A 20,898-nucleotide genomic window follows, 5' to 3' on the forward strand; every position below is an offset into this window, starting at 1 on the left:
TTCCGATGTTAATTTATTTCGTATCCACGTTCTTATAAACGCATGAAGTCATTGAATAATGCAAGGAGCATCATACTCCCAAGCAGTACCATACCAATTTTCAAACCAACCAATTGTATTTGTTCAGAAACAGGTTTACCACGGATCAGCTCAATAAAATAGTAAACTAAATGTCCACCATCAAGCATGGGTATAGGCAATAAATTTAAAATTCCTAAACTTACACTCATTAAAGCCATGAATGAGATAAAGGTCTGCCAACCCATTTCTGCACTCTGTCCTGCAACCTTAGCAATCGTAATAGGCCCAGATAAATTATCCAAACCAATTAAACCACGGACCATTTTGACAATCGAGTTCAAAATCATACCTGATATTTGACCCGTTTTATCAACCGCCATGACAAAAGCTTCAGTTGGACTATATTGAATCGTTTGTTTGTATTCTGCAGGTATAGTTATTTTTCCGGGTATACTTTGTACACCAAGCACACCAGAAACATTCCCCATATTATCACGCTTCGCTTGTGGCATGATTTGCAAATGTACCAATTGATTTTGACGCAACACATCAATTTTCAATAATTTTTCCGGTGCAGCCTGAACAGTTTGAACGACATCAAACCAATCATTCATTTTCACACCATCAATCGCAATAATTTTATCGCCTTCTTTCATCCCTTGACGAATGGCAGCACCATCTGCGCTCAGTTTAGTAGCAATAGCAGCAATAGGTGGACGATATGGCATAAAGCCAAGACTATCTAATGCAGACTGACTTTGATCCTTTAAAAAGTTTTGAATCGGCAATTTAAACGTTTGTATTTGACCATTACGATCAGCTTGAACTTCGATTGAACCTGTTTCACCGACCCGATCCACCAACGCAAAATTTAACTTTTCCCACGTTGTGACTGGCGTACCATCCACTGCCGTAATTTTATCACCAACATTCAGTTGAACTGTGGCAGCGGGTGTATTCGGTAACACTTTACCAACACGAGTATTGAGTTGCTCTTGAGATGGTAAAAATAAAATCCAAAATAAAACCACAGCAAAAGCCAAATTAATCAGCGGCCCCGCAGCGACAATTGCGATTCTCTTCCAAGGATGTTGTCGATTAAATGCCTTCGGCAAATCTTCTTCTGCAACATTACCTTCGCGTTCATCCAACATTTTGACATAGCCACCAAATGGTAATGCCGAAAGCTGATATTGAATGCCAGACTTTTTAGATGTCCACTTCAATAAAGTTGGACCAAAACCAATCGAATAGACTAAAACTTTGACACCGAGTTTACGTGCAACAATATAATGTCCAAACTCATGAATCGCAATCAGCGGCCCGAGCAGAAAGATTGCAGCCACAATAATAAACAAGGCACTCATGTTTTAACTTCCATTATTGATGACAATTTGCTGTGCAATAGAACGAGCCACTCGATCTGCTTGCAAAATAAGCTCTATCGATTCCGCAGCACTATTTTCCACTTGATTCAAAGTCTGTTCGACCACTTGAGGGATTTCAGTAAAAGCAATCGCTTGATTCAAGAATGCTGCAACTGCAACTTCATTCGCTGCATTTAAAATGGCAGGAGCCAATCCACCACTTTGCATAGCCTGTCGTGCCAGTTTTAATGCAGGGAAACGCGTTGTATCAGGTTCTTGAAAATCCAACTGATGATTCATAAATAGATCAAGTGCAGGCACATGGGTCTGAATACGCTCAGGCCATGCAAGTGCATGCGCAATTGGCGTACACATATCAGGATTACCCATTTGTGCCAAAGTTGAACCATCCACGTACTGAACCATAGAGTGAATAATACTCTGCGGATGAACCACCACTGTTACAAACTGTTCTGAAATTGCAAACAGATGACAAGCTTCTATCAGCTCCAAACCTTTATTCATTAAGGTGGCAGAATCAACAGAAATTTTTTGCCCCATAGACCAATTCGGATGCTTACAGGCCTGTGCAGGCGTTACATTTTGTAATTGTTCAAGACTATGGTTAAGAAATGGACCACCAGAAGCGGTCAGTAAAATTCGCGATACACCCTGCTTCGGCTGTCCATTGCGCTCCGCCTGAAAATACCCATCAGGCAAACATTGGAAAATAGCATTATGTTCAGAATCAACAGGAAGCAATTGGGCATTGTAATCAAGTGCAGCTTGCATCATGAGATCGCCAGACATCACCAATGCTTCTTTATTTGCAAGCAAGACACGCTTACCCGCCTTAACGGCAGCAAGTGTTGGCAATAAGCCCGCAGCACCTACAATAGCAGCCATAACCACATCAACATCTGGATGTTCAGCAACAGCAATTAAGCCAGCCTCACCTATCAGAATTTCAATATGATTCAAATCTTGTTTTTGGAACTGCTGTTGTAGTTCGGCAACTTTATTTGCTGGAACCACCACAATTTTCGGTCGATACTGTTTGCATATTTCAACAAGTTCTAAAATTCGACTATGTGCCGTGACTGCAAATACAGAATACTTTTCAGGATGCTGCTGCAAAATTTTTAAGGTGCTTTGACCAATGGAACCCGTTACACCCAATATACAAACAGATTGCGACATCTATAAATTTACACCAATAAGTTTTAAAACATACATGCCAGCAGCAAAAATTGGAGCCGCAGCAAGCAATGAATCAATACGATCGAGCACACCACCATGTCCTGGTAGAATACGACCTGAATCTTTAATTCCTGCACGACGTTTGATCATAGATTCAAACAAATCACCTAAAACAGAACTAAATACCGTGACTACAGATAAAATCAAAAACAGAATATGTTGAGCAATGGTTAAGTCTAAATAAAGAACTTCTACAGCAGCAACAATCAGCATTGCAGTAAAAACACCCCCATATAAACCTTCAACCGATTTATTTGGACTCACATCTGGTGCAAGTTTTTTCTTTCCTAATTTACGTCCGACAAAATAAGCACCACTGTCTGCCCCCCATACCAATAAAAATAGGTACATGAGCCACCATGGTGAACTATGCCATACAGAGAAAATTGCGGTAACCGCAGCAGAAATTAAAACAAACCCAATAATCTTTAAGCTTGGATTGTACCATCCATCATAATCTGGATACGATTTAACCCAAAAGATGCTTAAAATCCAACATAAAATAGAAGCCGCCCAAAGCAATAAAGCAATATCATTAAAATATAATGCCAAAGTTGCTAAAGCCGCAGTTGCAATACCATAAACCCAAGCTAGGAGTTTCACAGAATTTTTATTTTTTCTTGGCATAAGCTTAAACCACTCATACCCTGCAACCCCTGCTGCAACAATCATCAGCATAAACATTGGATACTGAGACTGTGTAGCAAACATACAACTGAGTACGACTGCTACCAATACCAATGCGGTTATAATCCGCTCTAACATGTATTAATTCTCAATTTTTCTCTTGTTGGATTTGCTCTGAAGTTTTCCCAAAACGACGTTCGCGCCCAGCAAAAACTGCTAACGCATCATCGAATTCCTCAACAGTAAACTCAGGCCATAAGGTTTGGGTAAAATACAGTTCAGCATATGCTGCCTGCCAAAGTAAAAAATTCGACAAACGAAAATCACCACCTGTACGAATCAATAGATCGACAGCTGGCAAATCCGCCATACTGACATGTTGTCCAAACAACTCAACATTTATATCTTCAATAGCGATTTTTTTTACCACAGCATCCGCTGCAATTTGCTTTGCAGCCTGCGCCATATCCCACATACCACCATAACTGATCGCAATGGTCAACGTCATGCTGTCGAACTTAGCAGTCCTTTGTTCAGCTTGCAACATTAACTCACGTAAATGTGAAGATAAACGAGAACGATCACCAATAAAACGTAAAGCAATATTAAATTTTTCCATTCGAGGCAATTGCTCTAGGATTGTTTCTTCTAACAATACCATGAGTAAATCCACCTCAAATTGGGGACGATTCCAATTTTCGCTAGAGAATGCGAAAACAGTTAACGCTTGAATTTGATTTTTTCTACAGTGTTCAACAATCGGATCGAGGACATTTTTACCTTCACGGTGTCCATCACCTTTTTGCATTTGCATCTTTTTAGCAAAACGATTGTTGCCATCCATGATGATGGCAACATGTTTTGGAAGAAGCAAGCTATCTTCTGATGCGGTCATTAAATCTTAAACCTTCATCAATTCAGCTTCTTTCGCAGCCAAACGCTTTTCTACTTCAGCAACGAATTTATCGGTGATTTTTTGAATGTCGTCTGATGCACGGCGATCATCATCTTCAGAAATTTCTTTTTCTTTCAATAATGCTTTGATATCACCCAATACATCACGACGAATGTTACGAATCGCAACTTTGGCATTTTCAGCTTCAGTACGCGCAACTTTTTGCATATCACGACGCGTTTCTTCAGTCAGTGCAGCCATTGGTACACGAATCGCATCCGCAGTAATTGGATTAAGACCCAAACCTGCTTCACGAATCGCTTTATCAATTGCAGATACCATTGAACGTTCAAATGGCTGTACCAACAATGTACGTGAATCTTCAAGACCAACGTTTGCCACTTGGTTCAGTGGAACATCAGAGCCATAGTAAGAAACCATCACACCATTTAAAATAGATGGGTGCGCACGACCTGTACGAACTTTGGCAAAACCGTGCTCTAGAGACTCTAGAGTCTTATTCATACGGTCTTCGCTGTCTTTTTTAAGATCGTTAATCATATGATCTTCCTTACTTAATTCTAAGAGATGTAATTACTAAATAGCGTGTAGTATAAAGAGCTTTCAGGCTCACGTACATTAATTCGTAACGTGTGTCCCTTCTTTTTCACCCATAACCACTGAAAGCAATGAGCCAGATTTGTTCATATCAAAGACTTGAAGTGGTACATTATGGTCGCGGCACAAGCAAATTGCGGTTAAATCCATAATACCTAATTTTTCATCAAGTACTTGATCGAAAGTTAACTTGTCATATTTCACAGCATCATCGTATTTACTTGGATCTTTATTATAAACGCCATCGACTTTGGTGGCTTTTAAGATCAAGTTCGCTTCGATTTCAATACCACGTAAGCAAGCTGCTGTATCTGTCGTAAAGAATGGATTACCTGTACCCGCAACAAATACGCACACTTCGCCTTGAGTTAAATGGCGAATCGCATCACGACTTGAATAAGATTCAACTACAGCACCAATCGGTAAAGCAGACATTAAACGCGTTTTAATGTTACGGCGCACCAAAGCATCACGCAAAGCCAAACCATTCATCACAGTCGCAAGCATACCCATTTGATCGCCTGTTACACGGCCAACCAAACCATCTTTTTGCAATTGGCTACCACGGTATAAGTTACCACCACCAACCACGATACCCACTTGAACACCCAAACCAACTAAGTGTGCAATTGCTAAAGACATTTGATCAAGCACTTGTGCATCAATCCCCATGTCTTTATTTCCAGCAAGCGCCTCACCAGAAAGTTTTAATAAAATACGTTCGTAACGGGGCTTTTTTGAGTCCAACATCTGGGAATCTCCGAATTTTCAAATATCTAAAACTTTATTCGCATCTTTTTTAAGCTGATTTGATCTGAATTAACTTGGCATATAAATCATATTCATCTGCATCAGTAATTTCAACTTCGAGCAAATCACCCGATTTAATCAAGCTCTTATCAATATCTTCTACAAAAACATTACCATCAATTTCAGGCGCATCTGCATAAGAACGTGCAATCGCTACTGGGAATTCTTCATCTAAATCATCAACCAGCACAGTCATGGTTTGACCAATACGTTTTTGTAGTTTCGCAGCAGAAATAGCCTGTTGAACTTCCATAAAACGCTCATAACGATCTTGCTTGATTTCTTCAGGCACATGATCTGGCAAATCATTTGCTGTCGCACCTTCTACAGGCGAATAGGTAAAGCAACCGACACGATCAAGCTGAGCTTCTTTCAACCATTCAAGCAATACTTGGAAATCTTCCTCAGTTTCACCTGGGAAACCCACCACAAATGTTGAACGAATCACCAATTCTGGACATTTTTCACGCCACAATTTCAGACGTTCCAATGTGTTTTCACTATGAGCTGGTCGCTTCATCAATTTTAAGATGCGCGGACTGGCGTGCTGAAAAGGAATATCTAAATATGGCAAAATTTTGCCTTGCGCCATTAAATCAATCACTGCATCCACATGTGGATATGGATAAACATAATGTAAACGCACCCAGATACCAAGCTGACCTAAAGCTTCACACATATCATAGAATTTGGTTTTAACCGGCTGACCGTTCCAAAAATCTAATTTGTATTTGGTATCTAGACCATAAGCTGATGTATCTTGTGAAATCACTAAGACTTCTTGCACACCCGCTTTTTTCAGCGCTTGTGCTTCGCTTAACACTGAACCCACAGGACGTGAAACCAAATCGCCACGCATACTTGGAATAATACAGAATGTACAACGATGGTTGCAGCCTTCTGATATTTTCAAATAAGCATAATGTTTTGGCGTTAAACGAATCCCTTGTTCAGGAACAAGGTCAATAAATGGGTTATGCTTAGGTGGTGCAGGCACATATTCATGCACAGCTTCCATCACATCTTGATACGCGGCAGCACCCGTTACTTTTAAAACACTTGGGTGCATTTGACGAATTTTTTCTTCATCTTTACCCAAACACCCTGTCACAATGACACGGCCATTTGCGCTAATGGCTTCGCCAATTGCGTCTAAAGACTCTTGTACTGCAGATTCAATAAAACCACAAGTATTAACAACAACCAAATCAGCACCATCATAATCCGATGCTACATCATAACCTTCAGTCTTCAACTGAGTTAAAATTCGTTCAGAATCTACCAATGCCTTAGGACAACCTAAAGAAACGAAACCGACTTTGGGGGACTTCATGAATCTGCACTCCACTATAATGCGCGTATTGTATGTCTTTTCGAATCATAAAAACAGACAGAAAGCCGACTCTTTGTATAACGCACCAAAATACATCCAATTTTTTAGCAAATATTTTATGCGCACCATTTTGGTTCACTAATAATTTTAATTGCTTTACTATGCTATGAGTTTCTGCAATCAAAGCACAAAAAAAAGCACACTTTTATTGCGGCAATTTTTTTATTTAGACAAATACTTAAAGTTGGCGTGCATTTTGCTTTATTTCGACAACGTTTAATTCGTTGAATGTCCCAGAATAGGGAGAAATGACAAGAAGTGCAGATGCCATTGCGCTATTTTAATACAGGATGCTTTCGCTAATGGATCAACCCGTCGCTATCGACTACCGCCTTTTAGTGGATAACTTAACTACAGCTATTTTGCTGGTCGATCGTCACCTTAATATTTTTTATTTAAATTCTTCTTGTGAATCATTATTTGACATTAGTTTGCTGCGCGCCTCGGGTCAACCTGTTTTAAATTTACTCCATATGCCCAATGATGAATTCAATACCCAAGAAGCATTATTAAATACATTCACCACAGGACAACCCTATACCCGTCGTGAAGCAACCATTAGTGTGAATTTTAAAGATATTCATGTGGATTATACTGTTTCACAAATTAACGCTCAAAAGCCGTATCATCCACTGCTCCTAATCGAACTCAATCCAATTGATCGGATGTTGAAAATTTCTAAAGAAGAAAACTTAATTCAACAACATCAAGTTGCAAGACAATTGATTCGCGGTGTAGCGCACGAAATTAAAAATCCTTTAGGTGGCATTCGTGGTGCAACACAACTCCTTGCGCGAAGCTTGAATGATCCACAATATGCAGAATTTACCGACATTATTATTAGTGAAGTCGATCGCTTACGTAATCTGGCCGACACTATGCTTGGATCTCGCCAATTACCGAGTTATGAACTGGTTAATGTGCATGAACCTTTAGAACGTGTTCGCTCTCTCATTACCAATCAAACCAAAAAGAAAATCAAAATCACCCGTGACTACGATTTGTCATTACCCGATGTGATGGCAGATCGCGATCAACTTATTCAAGTCATGCTTAATATCAGCGTCAATGCAGTACAAGCCATGATGGAAAATAAAGAATTCTTTGTTGATCACCAACCTGAACTTATTTTACGAACACGTATTCAACGCCTTGTCACGATTAATGGTGTGTTAAAACGCTCTGCTATTCGCATCGACATTGAAGACAATGGCCCAGGTGTGCCAGAAGAAATTTTAGAATCCGTGTTTTACCCACTGGTCACAGGACGTGCTAAAGGCACGGGACTAGGGCTGAGCATTGCACAAAATATTATGCATCAACATAGCGGAATGATTGAATGTCAGTCAGTTCCAGGAAAAACAGTATTTAGCTTATATTTACCTTGGGAGTCTAACCATGTCGCGAAATAAAATATGGGTAATTGATGATGATCGTGCCATGCGCTGGGTGTTGGAAAAAACATTCAAAGAAGAAGGTTTTGATGTAACCAGTTTTGAAGAAGCGCAATCTGCTCTTGATCAACTGAGCACGGATTTACCTGATGTAATTTTGACCGATATTCGTATGCCAGGCATCGATGGTCTCACCTTTTTAGGCAAAGTAAAAGCCAGCCATCCTGATCTCCCTGTGATTATTATGACAGCACATTCAGATTTAGAATCTGCTGTATCCAGTTATCAAACAGGTGCTTTCGAATATTTACCGAAACCTTTTGATATTGATGAAGCCTTGGCGTTGGTCAATCGTGCGATCTTGCATATTACCAAGTTACAACAACAAGAATCTGCCAAAACAGCTCCTCCAATTCAATCTGCTGAAATCATTGGTGAATCCCCTGCTATGCAGGAAGTATTCCGAGCAATTGGCCGCCTATCGCAATCTCACATTACTGTACTGATTAATGGTGAATCTGGAACAGGTAAAGAGTTAGTTGCACATGCGCTTCATCGCCATTCCCCACGTAGCAGCAAACCTTTTATTGCCTTAAATATGGCAGCCATTCCAAAAGACTTGATTGAAACTGAACTTTTCGGACATGAAAAAGGTGCCTTTACCGGTGCAAATTCTCAACGCCAAGGTCGTTTTGAACAAGCCAATGGTGGAACGCTATTTTTAGATGAAATTGGCGATATGCCATTTGAAACCCAAACACGCTTATTACGTGTATTAGCAGATGGTGAATTTTATCGCGTTGGTGGACACATTCCTGTCAAAGTTGATGTACGGATTGTTGCTGCCACTCATCAGGATTTAGAAAAATTAGTCAATGATGGGCGCTTCCGTGAAGATTTATATCATCGTCTAAATGTGATCCGTATTCACATTCCAAAACTTGCACACCGTAGCGAAGACATTCCAATGTTGGCGCAACACTTCTTAGCTCGTGCTGGTAAAGAATTAGGTGTGAATCCTAAAATTTTACGTCCAGAAACCCAAGAATATATGCAACAACTGCCTTGGCAAGGCAATGTGCGTCAGCTTGAAAATACTTGCCGTTGGCTAACGGTCATGATTACTGGGCGTGAGGTCTACCCTGAAGACCTACCTTCTGAATTAAAGCAAATTCCAATTCAGCGCTCTAGTGATGAAGCTCAACCCAATAGTACTTTTGATCGCGTTTCACTGCATCATTGGGATGAATTATTAGGGCAATGGGCAATACAAAAGCTTAAAAATGGCGAGATGAAGATTCTTGACATTGCAACTCCTATGTTTGAACGCACTCTAATTACAGCAGCTTTACAACAAACACGTGGACGTAAACGCCATGCGGCTGAACTTTTAGGCTGGGGTCGCAATACTTTAACCCGTAAGCTCAAAGAACTTGGCATGGACACTGTCGATGATGATGTTGAAGAAGAAATTATCGAAAGTTAATTTCTTCTCAAAAAAAAGCTCCTTCGGGAGCTTTTTTAATCCAATGTCATACCATTTTATGCAGTAAAACCTACATAACGAAAATACCCCTCTATTCCCAAATCTGATTTAACAATCAAATAATCAGGATAAGTAGATTGGGTGATCTCTGAAAACATATTCACCTGATCATCATGAGCATGTAAATCATCTACCGAACGCGGCATAGTCTGCTCAAACTCATCGGTCATATATTCAAAGCCAACATCCATGGCAATAAATAATGTATGTTCACATGGCTGAACATATTGTTCCTCAGCCCAATCTATAATGTTTTGTTGGCAATGTGGACAAGAAATATTATCTGTTGCCTGAATAGAGAGTTGAATCAATTGATAGGTCATAAAAAATAAATCAGTTTTTCTATCATGATAGTTTAGCAAACAATTCAACTTTCTCTATTTTTTAAATAAAATTGCAAAAAAGAGAATCTTTCGATTCTCTTTTTTCTCGCTTGAGTTACTTGTAAGTCGATTTATAACGCGATAGCGCAGTTACAGCAATTGCTGAAATAACTACAGCAGGTAAACTCGCGATTAAAATACCCGTCGTGCCCAAGCCTAATGTTAAAATTTTCCCCGTTAACAAAGGCCCTGTCATTGCACCTAAACGCCCTAAAGAAATCGCACTTCCTACCCCTGTTACTTTCCCCATTCCTGAATAGAAAATTGGTGAAATCCCATAAAGAATAGACTGACCACCTGTAGAAAAAATACCGCCCATCACGCCTGCTAAAATTAATACAGGAATAGACGTTGTCGTAAACAATAAAACCAGCGCAATAAATAACCCACCATAGATAATGGTCGCCATTTGCCAGAGTTTTAAGCGATCCAACAAATAACCCAAAGCCAAAGTACCAATAACCGCACCGACTTGAAAGACCAACATAACCATAAAGGCTTGTGGCTTTTCCAAACCCTGTTCCATCAACAAGTTAGGCAACCAACTAATCAAAATATAATTAATCATTAAGGTAAAAAAGAAACCCACCCAAAGTGGCAAGGTATTCTTATATTGTTGGTTTTTAAACAATACTTGCGCCATATTTGGCACAGTTTCTATAGCTGCTTTCTCGACAACAACCACTTTTGGCTTATCCTTAAGAATAACTGCCATCAATGGAATTAATAGCAACGGCGTTAAACCGCCAATCAAAAATAAAGTTTGCCATTGAACTTCAGGTAACAATATTGCAAGGCTCGCAACAAAGATTGCACCAACAGGTAAGCCGCAATACATCAAGCTATTTAATTTACCCCGATTCGCTTCAGTTGCTTCATCACCCACAACTGAAATCATGGTTGGCATTGCAGCTCCAAGTCCCAAACCTGTAAAAAAGCGGGCCGCATATAAAGCTTCAACACTTGGTGCCAATGCCGTCAAAGACATAAAAATGCCAAAAATGGCGATAGAAAGCATCAAGACTTTCTTCTGCCCGAAATAATCCGCAATACGCCCGCCAAAGAATGCTCCAAATAGCATTCCGAATACACCTAAACTAAAAACATATCCCATTTGAACTTGATCCAAACCGAATGTCGCTGCAATTCCTTTAGCTGCAATACCCGGTGCTTGAAGATCAAAACCTTCAAAAAATGCGACCCAAAAACACAAAAATATCGTTAAGATTTTTTGTAGTTTCCCTGTGTGTGTTTGTGCCATGATCGATCTCCATCAATAATTAGCAAATTACATGACCAAGTAATTTGCTCAAGTATTGTGAAATCAAATCTTGTATAGAAATAGCACGACAATGGTCGGGTTTAATCCCCTTTAAACAATAAAAGCCAACTCAATTAGACTTAAAAGATTAAACAAACAGACTTTTATAATCTTAATGTTTTTGATTTTTATATATTTTCAAACACTTATATCTGTAGTAGTTTTTTATGATCAAACCATAGTCAAAATTGATTCACTAAAATTAAGCCATAAAAAAACCCGCATGATGATGCGAGTTTTTTCAAGTCAAATTAGCTTAAGCCGATTTTTTAGCTTGTGCATTCTTACGAATGGTAATCATGACTAGCTGTACCGCAGCAGGTGTCACACCCGGAATACGACTCGCTTGTGCTAAAGTCTCAGGTCGTACATCTTTTAATTTCAACGTAATTTCACGCGACAAACCTGACACGATGTCATAATCAAAATCAGCAGGAATTTTCGTATCTTCAAGGCGTTTCATCTGTGCAACATCTTCATGTTGACGGTTGATATAACCTGCATATTTCACTGCAATTTCAATTTGCTCGCCCACAAATGGAGTAACTTCAGAACCTGTGAGTTCTGCAATTTGAGCAAAATTGATATTTGGACGTTTCAACAAATCAATCGCAGAACACTCTTTAGAAAGATCTGCACCCGTCATCTCAACGAATTTTTTACCCATTGGATTATTCGGTGCAGCCCATAAATGTTGTAAACGACTGGTTTCTTTCTCAACTGCTTCCATTTTTTCACAGTAAGCCGCCCAACGCGTATCATCAACCAAACCAAGTTCACGACCCATTGCAGTTAAACGCTGATCCGCATTGTCTTCACGTAACATTAAACGGTATTCCGCACGTGAAGTGAACATACGGTACGGTTCTTTCGTACCTAACGTAATCAAATCATCAACCAATACACCCATATACGCTTCATCACGCTTAGGTGTCCATTGCTCTTGATCCCACGCACGACGTGCAGCATTCAAGCCTGCAAGTAAACCTTGTGCACCCGCTTCTTCATAACCCGTCGTACCGTTAATTTGACCAGCAAAATACAGGTTATTAATGGCTTTGGTTTCTAAAGAGAATTTTAATGCTTGTGGATTGAAATAATCATACTCAATTGCATAACCCGGACGAAGAATATGTGCATTCTCCATACCACGAATTGAACGTACCAATTCAAACTGAACATCAAATGGTAGCGACGTCGAAATACCATTTGGATAAAGCTCGTGTGTTTCCAAACCTTCTGGTTCAAGGAACACTTGATGTGAATTTTTATCGGCAAATTTATGAATTTTATCTTCAATCGATGGGCAATAACGCGGTCCCACACCTTCAATCACACCTGTGTACATTGGTGAACGGTCTAAACCACCACGAATAATCTCATGTGTCCGCTCATTGGTATGAGTAATATAGCAATTCACTTGTTCAGGATGCATAGACGCATCGCCCATGAATGACATGGTTGGCGATGGGAAATCACCCGGCTGTGGTGTCATTACTGAAAAATCCACCGAACGCGCATCAATACGTGGCGGTGTACCGGTTTTTAAACGACCAACTGGTAAATTTAACTCACGTAAACGTGCTGCCAATGAAATAGATGGAGGATCACCCGCACGACCACCGCTCGATTTTTCCAGTCCTACGTGAATCACGCCACCCAAGAATGTACCCGTGGTTAGCACCACCGTTTTCGCATCAAAGCGAATACCCATTTGCGTCACAACACCTTTAACGGTATCGCCATCTACAATTAAGTCATCCGCCGACTGCTGAAAAATATCCAAATTGGCTTGATTTTCTAATGTTTCACGAATGGCTGCTTTAAAACGCACACGGTCAGCTTGCGCACGTGTTGCACGTACTGCCGCACCTTTACGCGAATTTAAAATACGGAATTGAATACCACTTTTGTCAGCAGCCAATGCCATTGCACCGCCTAAAGCATCAATTTCACGTACTAAGTGTGATTTACCAATACCACCGATGGCAGGATTACAGCTCATCTGCCCTAAAGTCTCAATGTTGTGAGTTAAGAGTAATGTCTGTCGACCCATACGCGCCGCAGCAAGTGCTGCTTCGGTACCTGCGTGACCGCCACCGATAACAATGACATCGTAAACTTTAGGATAATGCATAATGGTTTGAGAGATAAAAAAGAATGACGGAGTATTATATCAAAACTAAGCAAGATAAGTTGACAAATTCAGTCAATTTTAAGCGTGACCACCGTATTCATGTACAGCGCATCAAAAAATTGAAATGTAATCATGCTTTGCAGAGTTACATATAAATAAAACATTTAATCTTCAAAATTTACTTGAATCACATTGTTTTATTTTGGGTGTTTTATAACCTGTAAGTTAGTACACGACAAACAAAGGTATAAGTGATGAATAAGAATATTTTCTTCTCCGCAATACTCTGTAGTCTTTGTCTCACACCCTTTACCACGCAGGCCAATGATAAAGTTGAAACAACTTATAATGCGCAAAAGTACCAACAGGTTTGTAAAGGCAAAATGCAAGGCGATCAAGTCAGCTTTGCTTACCGAGGCATTATCTGGAATGGGACTTGTGAACCTCAATTCTTCCCGTCTTCCAAAAAAGTGATGCTAAAAGGTGACGAAGCAGAGTTAAATTCTATTTGCCACAGCGATACAAATGCAACCTCAATGAATATTGAAGGGCATGAAATCAAAGGTAAATGTGCTTTAGGATTTACTGCACCACGGCCTAAATAATCAGATTATTATTATTTCGTTAACCAAGTCAAAAAAGTGGGCAAAAAAATTATTTCTTTGCCCACTTCCTTTATTGCTTATTAAAAGAACTTGTTTAAACTCACAGCATATTAAGGAATAAAAATAGAAAAAGGATGTTTCATGGATTCAGGGCTATTCACATTTTTTTTACCAATAGCACTTGCCATCATGATGACTGGATTGGGACTGGAACTGACACCGAAAGATTTCCTACGGATCCAATACTATCCAAAGGCTATTTTTTTAGCTTTATTCGCCCAACTGATTATTTTAGTTCTTATTGCTTTTTTAATTTGTATCTTTTTACAACTACCACCTCTTCTAGCTGTAGGCTTAATGCTACTTGCAGCCTCACCAGGTGGGCCGACTGCAAATTTAATTAGCTATATTTATAAAGGGGATGTTGCATTAAATATTACCCTCACAGCTATTAACTCGATTATTTGCACCTTTACCCTACCTTTTATAGTCAATTTATCAATTCACTATTTTTTAGGCGATCATCAAAAAATTGGCATGCCGATCACAAAAATTACTCAGGTCTTTTTAATCATTTTTATCCCTGTGTGCTTAGGGATGCTCATTCGTTCAGCTATACCTACGATTGCATTGCAACTTAAAAAACCCATGCGATTACTGTCTGTTTGTTTCTTAACTTTTATTTTCTGCTTTGCATTATATAAGGAACAATCTAACGTCATCGAATATTTTGCCGATATTGGCATTGCAACCGCTCTTTTTTGTTTTACCAGCTTATTGGTGGGTTATTTATTACCTCTCCTCGCCGGAATCCCTGACCAACAGGCGCGTGCATGTACCTTTGAAATAGGCATTCACAACACCACTATTGCATTAACGATTGCACTTTCAGTGTTATCCAATAGCACCATCGCCATACCCGCAGGCATTTATTCTATTTTCATGTACGCTTTTGCATTTTTGTTTGGTTATATTTTAACAAGAAGTCCACTTACTATTAAGCAAGAAAAGCCTAAAGCAATTAATGACTAAATAGCCAGACTACTCCTTTAAACCACAAAGGAGTAGTTAATCTACATTCCCTTTAAGATGAACAATCTTGATCAGACCCAAGCACTCCAGCCCCTTGGTAAAAGTGAACAAATCATTAACAACCGAAGCCAATGCAAAATTCATACAGGCTATTCCATATTTTTTATTTATCAGCTATACAACTATTATTCAATTTATAACAATCAGTAGAAAAAAATTAATCTCAATTAAATAAAAATCAACTCAAGATAGGAGATTTTGAATGGATTCAGGAATTATCACCATTTTATTACCCTTAGCACTCGCCATTATCATGATTGGCTTAGGACTAGAACTCACACCAAAGGATTTTACCCGTGTAACCAAACAACCTAAGGCAGTTTTAATTGCCTTATTTTGCCAATTGGTGATTTTAGTCAGTATTGCTTTTATCATTTGTAAAGTTTTAGCCCTTCCACCTTTGCTTGCTGTTGGTTTAATGCTCCTTGCAGCATCACCGGGTGGGAGTACAGCCAACTTATTTAGTTATCTCTTTAAAGGGGACATTGCACTCAATATTACTTTAACCGCAATCAATTCAGTCATTGCTGCTTTTACCCTACCTTTCATTGTTAATTTTGCTATTCAGCACTTTATGAATGATGGGCAAGAAATTAGCTTGCAGTTCAGTAAAATTTTACAAGTGTTTGCGATCATCATTGTTCCTGTTGGTATTGGTATGCTGATTCGACACTATGCACCGCACTTCACTGAAAAACTCAACAAACCCCTGCGTATTTTTGCAGTGAGCTTTTTAATCTTAATTATTATTGGCGCCATCACCAAAGAGCGTCATCAAATTTTAGAATATTTAGCACAAGTGGGCTTAGCCACTGTTTTATTCTGCTTATGTAGTTTATTGATCGGTTATTTCGTGCCACGATTATTGGGAATCAATAGTGCACAAGCACGTGCATGCGCATTTGAAATTGGCATTCACAATAGCACCCTTGCGATGACCATTGCCCTTACAGTCATGGCTAGCTCTACAGTTGCAATGCCAGCTGCCGTATATTCTATTTTCATGTATGTATTTGCAGCTGTATTTGGCATGTTGTTAAATAAGTTCGCACCGCAACCGAAGGTGGACGTTATTCATGAACCTACGACTTAAAACAACTACAACTTAAAATCAGGATGCCGCAGTGCATCCTTTTCTTACTCTACTGCATGAATAGGTAGCTGTTATTGCATCAGTTCTATACAATGCTGACTTTAGAAAAGTTAATTTTAGGTTATCTCTGTGAAGTGGTTACAAATTCATATTACTGTTGAACAAGCGCAAGTCGATTTTACTGAAACATTATTAAGTTCACTCGGTGCTGTCAGTGTAACTTTAGATGATGCTGAAAATCAGGACTTACTTGAACCACTTCCAGGCGAAACTCCGCTTTGGAATAAAGTCATTGTGACAGGTATTTATGCCCAAGAAGATGACGAAGAAATTGATGTGAATGCTTTACTCACATTTATTACTGCACAAATGCCTGAAGCACCACTACGCCATGAATTCATTGAAGACCAAGAATGGGAACGTACTTGGATGGATGCGTATGAACCTATTCAAATTGCTGAAAAATACTGGATTGTTCCTGAATGGATGGAAGCACCTGAAGCAGATGCAGTAAACATCAAGCTTGATCCGGGCCTAGCATTTGGTACAGGTAACCATGCCAGTACTTTCTTATGCCTACAATGGCTAGGTAAAACCGATGTTAAAGATAAAATTGTAATCGACTATGGTTGTGGTTCTGGCATTTTAGGTGTTGCTGCGCTACTGCTCGGTGCGAAAAAAGTCTACGCAACCGATATTGACCCACAAGCTATTCTTGCAACCAAACAAAATGCTGAACTTAATGGTGTGCTCGACAACTTATATGTTGGGTTACCAGAAGAGTTCAATGTCGAGTTAAAAAATCAAAAAGCAGATGTATTTGTCGCAAATATTCTTGCTGGCCCCCTAATGGCTCTTGCGCCTGAATTCGCAACTTTGATCAAATCTGAGGGAGAGTTCGCACTTGCAGGCATATTAGAAGAGCAAGTAGCTGATGTTTCTAATGTTTATTCAAGTTTTTTTGATATACTAGAAGTTGAAAAACGTGAACAACATTGGTGCCGTATTTCGGGGAAACGCCAAAATACCCATTCAAATTTTGAATAGACTATGAGCGAAAAACAAACCTACTGCCCTAACTGTTTTACCAAGTATAAAGTCTCAGTGGCTCAACTCACAGTTGCTCGGGGCATGGTTTGTTGTGCCAAATGCTCAACCAATTTTAATGCGTTAACACATCTGGTAGTAGACAAAGAAGAACCTTGCTCTACTCCTCTTTCTATTCCTTCTGCAAACCCAACCCAAGCCACAGAAATAACAGAGCAATTTATAGACGGCCAACGATCAGAACAACATCTATTGGATATTTTTGATCGTAAAGTAGAAAACTCAAATATTGATTTAAAAACCTATCTCAATAACTTAAATTATTTCAGTACGGAACCTATTGGCAACTATCCTGCGCTTAATTGGTCTGACAAATCAGAACAAGAAAACAAACATAGTGCTTGGCACTATGCGCTTTGGATTGTGGTGAATATCTGTTTAATTAGTTTACTTGTTTTCCAATTTTTCTGGTTTAACCCTAAAATTTTAAACAATAGTCCAGCAGCGAGTGCCACATTTAATACCGTGTGTCAGGCATTTAATTGCTCGATATTGGATCAGAATTATCGTCTTATTTCGACCAACAAAGTAAAACTAAAACAGATTTCTAAACAAGAAACTCAGTTTACTGGTGAGTTAATCAATTACCATTCTAAAAGTTTGGCCCTTCCAATCATCAAGGTGAATTTAAAAGATAATGGAGAAATTATATCTTCTTATTCTTTGCAACCTTCCGAATACCTGATTAGCAGTCTTGCGGGCATCCACCGCATCCCACAGAATAGTCCTTTTAAATTTAAGTTTAACCTTCCTGTGTCTCGCAAAAGCTTCGACACCTACAGTTTAGAAATAATTTCTCCTTAAGATTGAAAAAAACTATTAAAAAAAACAAAAAAATGTAAAAAAAATGCAGTTTTCTTGCTCACTTTTTCTGAGACAATGCTATCATACGCGCCACGAAAGCTTTGTGCCGCAAACTCCTCGCTATTTTTCACAACAAATACAATTTAGCAAAATGCGCTTTATCTATATATTGCGTATAGAGCAGATTTTTTTGTTTTGATTTTGGTCGGTAACAAATATTTAACTATTGTTACGCTTAAATTTCGACCATTCCGTTGGTTTGTGGCATGCTAAATGTTCAAGTTTTAGAACTCCGCTTTAGGATCTAAAACGGAGTTCATTTAATTTTATAGACCACTTTTATATATCTCTTTACCCAAGTGATATTTGATTTTTCGGATTAATTCGCATGAATAGCAAATCTCCTATTTTTACTGCACAATCTGATGTCGCTCTTCGTATTCACGTAGATCGCGCAGTTCGCCACTATTTTGCACAATTGCAAGGTGAGCAGCCATCTCAAGTTTACGACATGGTGCTAGCAGAAATGGAGAAACCTCTTTTATCTGTAGTGCTTGAATATACTCGCGGCAACCAGACACGCGCTGCCGAGATTCTCGGACTTAACCGTGGCACTTTACGCAAAAAGTTAAAAGCTCACGGTTTAATGAGTGAATAAATGATAAAATGCTCACGGCTACCGTGGGCATTTTTTTTATCTTACGTTTTGCCTATTGTTTTAATCTAGACCTTTAATATTGTTGACGAAAATCATGACTATTAAACGCGCTTTAATCTCTGTATCTGATAAATCAGGGATCGTTGAATTTGCTAAAAACCTCGTAGCTCTTGGGGTAGAAATTTTATCTACTGGTGGTACATATAAGTTGCTTAAAGACAACAATATCGCTGTAGTGGAAGTTTCAGAGCACACTGGGTTCCCAGAAATGATGGATGGTCGTGTTAAAACACTTCATCCAAAAATTCATGGTGGCATCTTAGCTCGCCGTGGTCTAGACGAAGCTGTAATGGCTGAACATAACATCGATGCAATCGATTTAGTGGTTGTGAATCTTTATCCATTCGCTGCAACTGTAGCAAAACCAAACTGTTCACTGAGCGATGCGATTGAAAACATCGACATCGGTGGCCCGACTATGGTTCGTGCTGCTGCAAAAAACCATGCGTCTGTGGGTATTGTAGTTAATGCATCTGATTACGACACAGTAATTGCAGAACTTAAAACAGACGGTGCATTGTCTTATGCAACACGTTTTGACCTTGCTGTGAAAGCATTTGAACATACTGCGCAATATGACGGCATGATCGCATCTTACTTAGGTGCTCGGGTCGGCAAAGAAGAAGGTCAAGCAGATAAATTTGCACGTACTTTCAACACACAATTAAATAAAGCACAAGATTTACGTTACGGTGAAAACCCGCATCAGTCTGCTGCATTCTATGTTGAAAGCACAGCAACTGAAGCTTCTGTTTCAACTGCGAAACAGCTTCAAGGTAAAGAATTATCGTATAACAACATTGCAGATACAGATGCAGCACTTGAATGTGTGAAATCTTTTACTAAACCTGCATGTGTGATTGTAAAACACGCAAACCCATGTGGCGTTGCTGTGTCTTTAGAGGGCATTGCTGCGGCTTATGACCTTGCTTATGCAACAGATCCTGAGTCTGCATTCGGTGGCATCATTGCATTCAACCGTGAATTAGATGTTGCAACTGCGCAAGCCATTGTCGACCGTCAATTCGTTGAAGTGATTATTGCCCCAAGTATCGCTGAAGGCGTACTTGAAGTTACAGGTGCGAAGAAAAACGTACGTGTACTGGTCTGTGGTGAACTTCCTGCAATTGATGCACGTCAATCTCAGCTTGACTACAAACGTGTGAATGGCGGTTTATTGGTTCAAGACCAAGACTTAGGCATGATCACGAAAGATGATCTTAAAGTTGTGACTGAAATTGCACCAACTGAAGCTGAAATCGACGATTTGATCTTTGCTTGGAAAGTTGCAAAATACGTAAAATCAAATGCGATTGTCTATGCCAAAGGTCGTCAAACCATTGGTGTTGGCGCAGGTCAAATGAGCCGTGTAAACTCAGCGCGTATTGCTGCAATTAAAGCTGAACATGCAGGCTTAGTGGTTGAAGGTGCAGTAATGGCATCTGACGCATTTTTCCCATTCCGTGATGGTATTGATAACGCTGCAAAAGCAGGAATCAAATGTATCATCCAACCGGGCGGTTCTATGCGTGATGAAGAAACTATTGCTGCGGCTGATGAAGCAGGCATTGCCATGGTCTTCACGGGCATGCGTCACTTCCGTCATTAATTGATGGAATCCTGACTGTAATGACAAAGTCATACATGTGGTTTAAAACAGATTTCTAAATCTGACATAAAGTCCTCGCCTATTTTGGGTTGAGGACT

19 protein-coding genes are annotated in these 20,898 nt (G+C 39.4%); 9 read left to right on the forward strand and 10 right to left on the reverse strand.

Annotation, left to right across the window (positions count from 1 at the left end; genetic code table 11):
• Positions 1 to 32: 32 nt before the first annotated feature.
• The 7 genes from rseP to rimO form a co-directional block, all read right to left on the reverse strand.
• Positions 33 to 1,388, reverse strand: a complete 1,356-nt coding sequence (rseP, locus tag BLV99_RS03705; protein ID WP_092687846.1) for an RIP metalloprotease RseP — start codon at positions 1,386 to 1,388, stop codon at positions 33 to 35.
• Between the two features lie 3 nt (positions 1,389 to 1,391).
• Positions 1,392 to 2,588, reverse strand: coding sequence for a 1-deoxy-D-xylulose-5-phosphate reductoisomerase (ispC, locus tag BLV99_RS03710; RefSeq protein WP_092687849.1), 1,197 nt, complete (start codon positions 2,586 to 2,588; stop codon positions 1,392 to 1,394).
• Positions 2,589 to 3,413 (reverse strand): phosphatidate cytidylyltransferase, encoded by an 825-nt coding sequence (locus BLV99_RS03715; protein ID WP_086183360.1) that lies wholly within the window; start codon positions 3,411 to 3,413, stop codon positions 2,589 to 2,591.
• A 10-nt stretch (positions 3,414 to 3,423) separates the two neighbouring features.
• Positions 3,424 to 4,170 (reverse strand): polyprenyl diphosphate synthase, encoded by a 747-nt coding sequence (uppS, locus tag BLV99_RS03720; RefSeq protein ID WP_092687852.1) that lies wholly within the window; start codon positions 4,168 to 4,170, stop codon positions 3,424 to 3,426.
• A 6-nt stretch (positions 4,171 to 4,176) separates the two neighbouring features.
• Positions 4,177 to 4,731, reverse strand: coding sequence for a ribosome recycling factor (gene frr / locus BLV99_RS03725; RefSeq protein ID WP_004651725.1), 555 nt, complete (start codon positions 4,729 to 4,731; stop codon positions 4,177 to 4,179).
• A 78-nt stretch (positions 4,732 to 4,809) separates the two neighbouring features.
• On the reverse strand, positions 4,810 to 5,538 hold the full coding sequence (pyrH, locus tag BLV99_RS03730; protein ID WP_004651724.1) for a UMP kinase: 729 nt from the start codon (positions 5,536 to 5,538) through the stop codon (positions 4,810 to 4,812).
• A gap of 49 nt (positions 5,539 to 5,587) precedes the next feature.
• The gene (gene rimO / locus BLV99_RS03735; RefSeq protein ID WP_086183361.1) at positions 5,588 to 6,931 is read right to left on the reverse strand and encodes a 30S ribosomal protein S12 methylthiotransferase RimO; all 1,344 of its coding nucleotides are present in this window, start codon (positions 6,929 to 6,931) and stop codon (positions 5,588 to 5,590) included.
• A 362-nt stretch (positions 6,932 to 7,293) separates the two neighbouring features.
• On the opposite strand from rimO, the gene glnL reads away from it, so the two are divergent.
• On the forward strand, positions 7,294 to 8,403 hold the full coding sequence (glnL, locus tag BLV99_RS03740; RefSeq protein WP_086164042.1) for a nitrogen regulation protein NR(II): 1,110 nt from the start codon (positions 7,294 to 7,296) through the stop codon (positions 8,401 to 8,403).
• Positions 8,390 to 9,871 (forward strand): nitrogen regulation protein NR(I), encoded by a 1,482-nt coding sequence (gene glnG / locus BLV99_RS03745; protein ID WP_086164043.1) that lies wholly within the window; start codon positions 8,390 to 8,392, stop codon positions 9,869 to 9,871. The genes glnL and glnG overlap by 14 nt, the downstream gene beginning before the upstream one ends.
• Positions 9,872 to 9,927: 56 nt before the next feature.
• Here the strand turns inward: glnG and BLV99_RS03750 are convergent, their stop codons facing one another.
• The 3 genes from BLV99_RS03750 to mnmG form a co-directional block, all read right to left on the reverse strand.
• A complete protein-coding gene (locus BLV99_RS03750; protein ID WP_092687856.1) occupies positions 9,928 to 10,254 on the reverse strand; it encodes a hypothetical protein in 327 nt (108 codons plus the stop codon).
• 115 nt (positions 10,255 to 10,369) lie between these two features.
• Positions 10,370 to 11,575: a 3-(3-hydroxy-phenyl)propionate transporter MhpT gene (gene mhpT, locus BLV99_RS03755; RefSeq protein ID WP_092687859.1), complete on the reverse strand. Its 1,206-nt coding sequence runs from the start codon at positions 11,573 to 11,575 to the stop codon at positions 10,370 to 10,372.
• 316 nt (positions 11,576 to 11,891) lie between these two features.
• Positions 11,892 to 13,772 (reverse strand): tRNA uridine-5-carboxymethylaminomethyl(34) synthesis enzyme MnmG, encoded by a 1,881-nt coding sequence (gene mnmG / locus BLV99_RS03760; RefSeq protein ID WP_086183365.1) that lies wholly within the window; start codon positions 13,770 to 13,772, stop codon positions 11,892 to 11,894.
• 254 nt (positions 13,773 to 14,026) lie between these two features.
• On the opposite strand from mnmG, the gene BLV99_RS03765 reads away from it, so the two are divergent.
• From BLV99_RS03765 to purH, 7 genes are all read left to right on the forward strand, one after another.
• Entirely contained in the window at positions 14,027 to 14,377 is a 351-nt protein-coding gene (locus BLV99_RS03765; protein WP_086164048.1) for a hypothetical protein, read from the forward strand.
• A 141-nt stretch (positions 14,378 to 14,518) separates the two neighbouring features.
• Positions 14,519 to 15,409 carry a bile acid:sodium symporter family protein gene (locus tag BLV99_RS03770; RefSeq protein WP_092687862.1) on the forward strand — a complete coding sequence of 297 codons (891 nt, stop codon included), beginning with the start codon at positions 14,519 to 14,521 and terminating at the stop codon, positions 15,407 to 15,409.
• A 262-nt stretch (positions 15,410 to 15,671) separates the two neighbouring features.
• Positions 15,672 to 16,562 carry a bile acid:sodium symporter family protein gene (locus BLV99_RS03775; protein WP_092687865.1) on the forward strand — a complete coding sequence of 297 codons (891 nt, stop codon included), beginning with the start codon at positions 15,672 to 15,674 and terminating at the stop codon, positions 16,560 to 16,562.
• A gap of 129 nt (positions 16,563 to 16,691) precedes the next feature.
• Entirely contained in the window at positions 16,692 to 17,609 is a 918-nt protein-coding gene (gene prmA / locus BLV99_RS03780) for a 50S ribosomal protein L11 methyltransferase (RefSeq protein WP_092687868.1), read from the forward strand.
• Between the two features lie 3 nt (positions 17,610 to 17,612).
• Positions 17,613 to 18,473, forward strand: coding sequence for a DUF3426 domain-containing protein (locus BLV99_RS03785; protein WP_092687871.1), 861 nt, complete (start codon positions 17,613 to 17,615; stop codon positions 18,471 to 18,473).
• Between the two features lie 388 nt (positions 18,474 to 18,861).
• Positions 18,862 to 19,131, forward strand: coding sequence for a DNA-binding transcriptional regulator Fis (gene fis, locus BLV99_RS03790; RefSeq protein WP_001086304.1), 270 nt, complete (start codon positions 18,862 to 18,864; stop codon positions 19,129 to 19,131).
• 94 nt (positions 19,132 to 19,225) lie between these two features.
• Positions 19,226 to 20,800 (forward strand): bifunctional phosphoribosylaminoimidazolecarboxamide formyltransferase/IMP cyclohydrolase, encoded by a 1,575-nt coding sequence (purH, locus tag BLV99_RS03795; RefSeq protein ID WP_092687875.1) that lies wholly within the window; start codon positions 19,226 to 19,228, stop codon positions 20,798 to 20,800.
• Positions 20,801 to 20,898 lie beyond the last annotated feature (98 nt).

The sequence above is a fragment of the Acinetobacter kyonggiensis genome, from assembly GCF_900107285.1.
GTDB classification, from domain to species: domain Bacteria; phylum Pseudomonadota; class Gammaproteobacteria; order Pseudomonadales; family Moraxellaceae; genus Acinetobacter; species Acinetobacter kyonggiensis.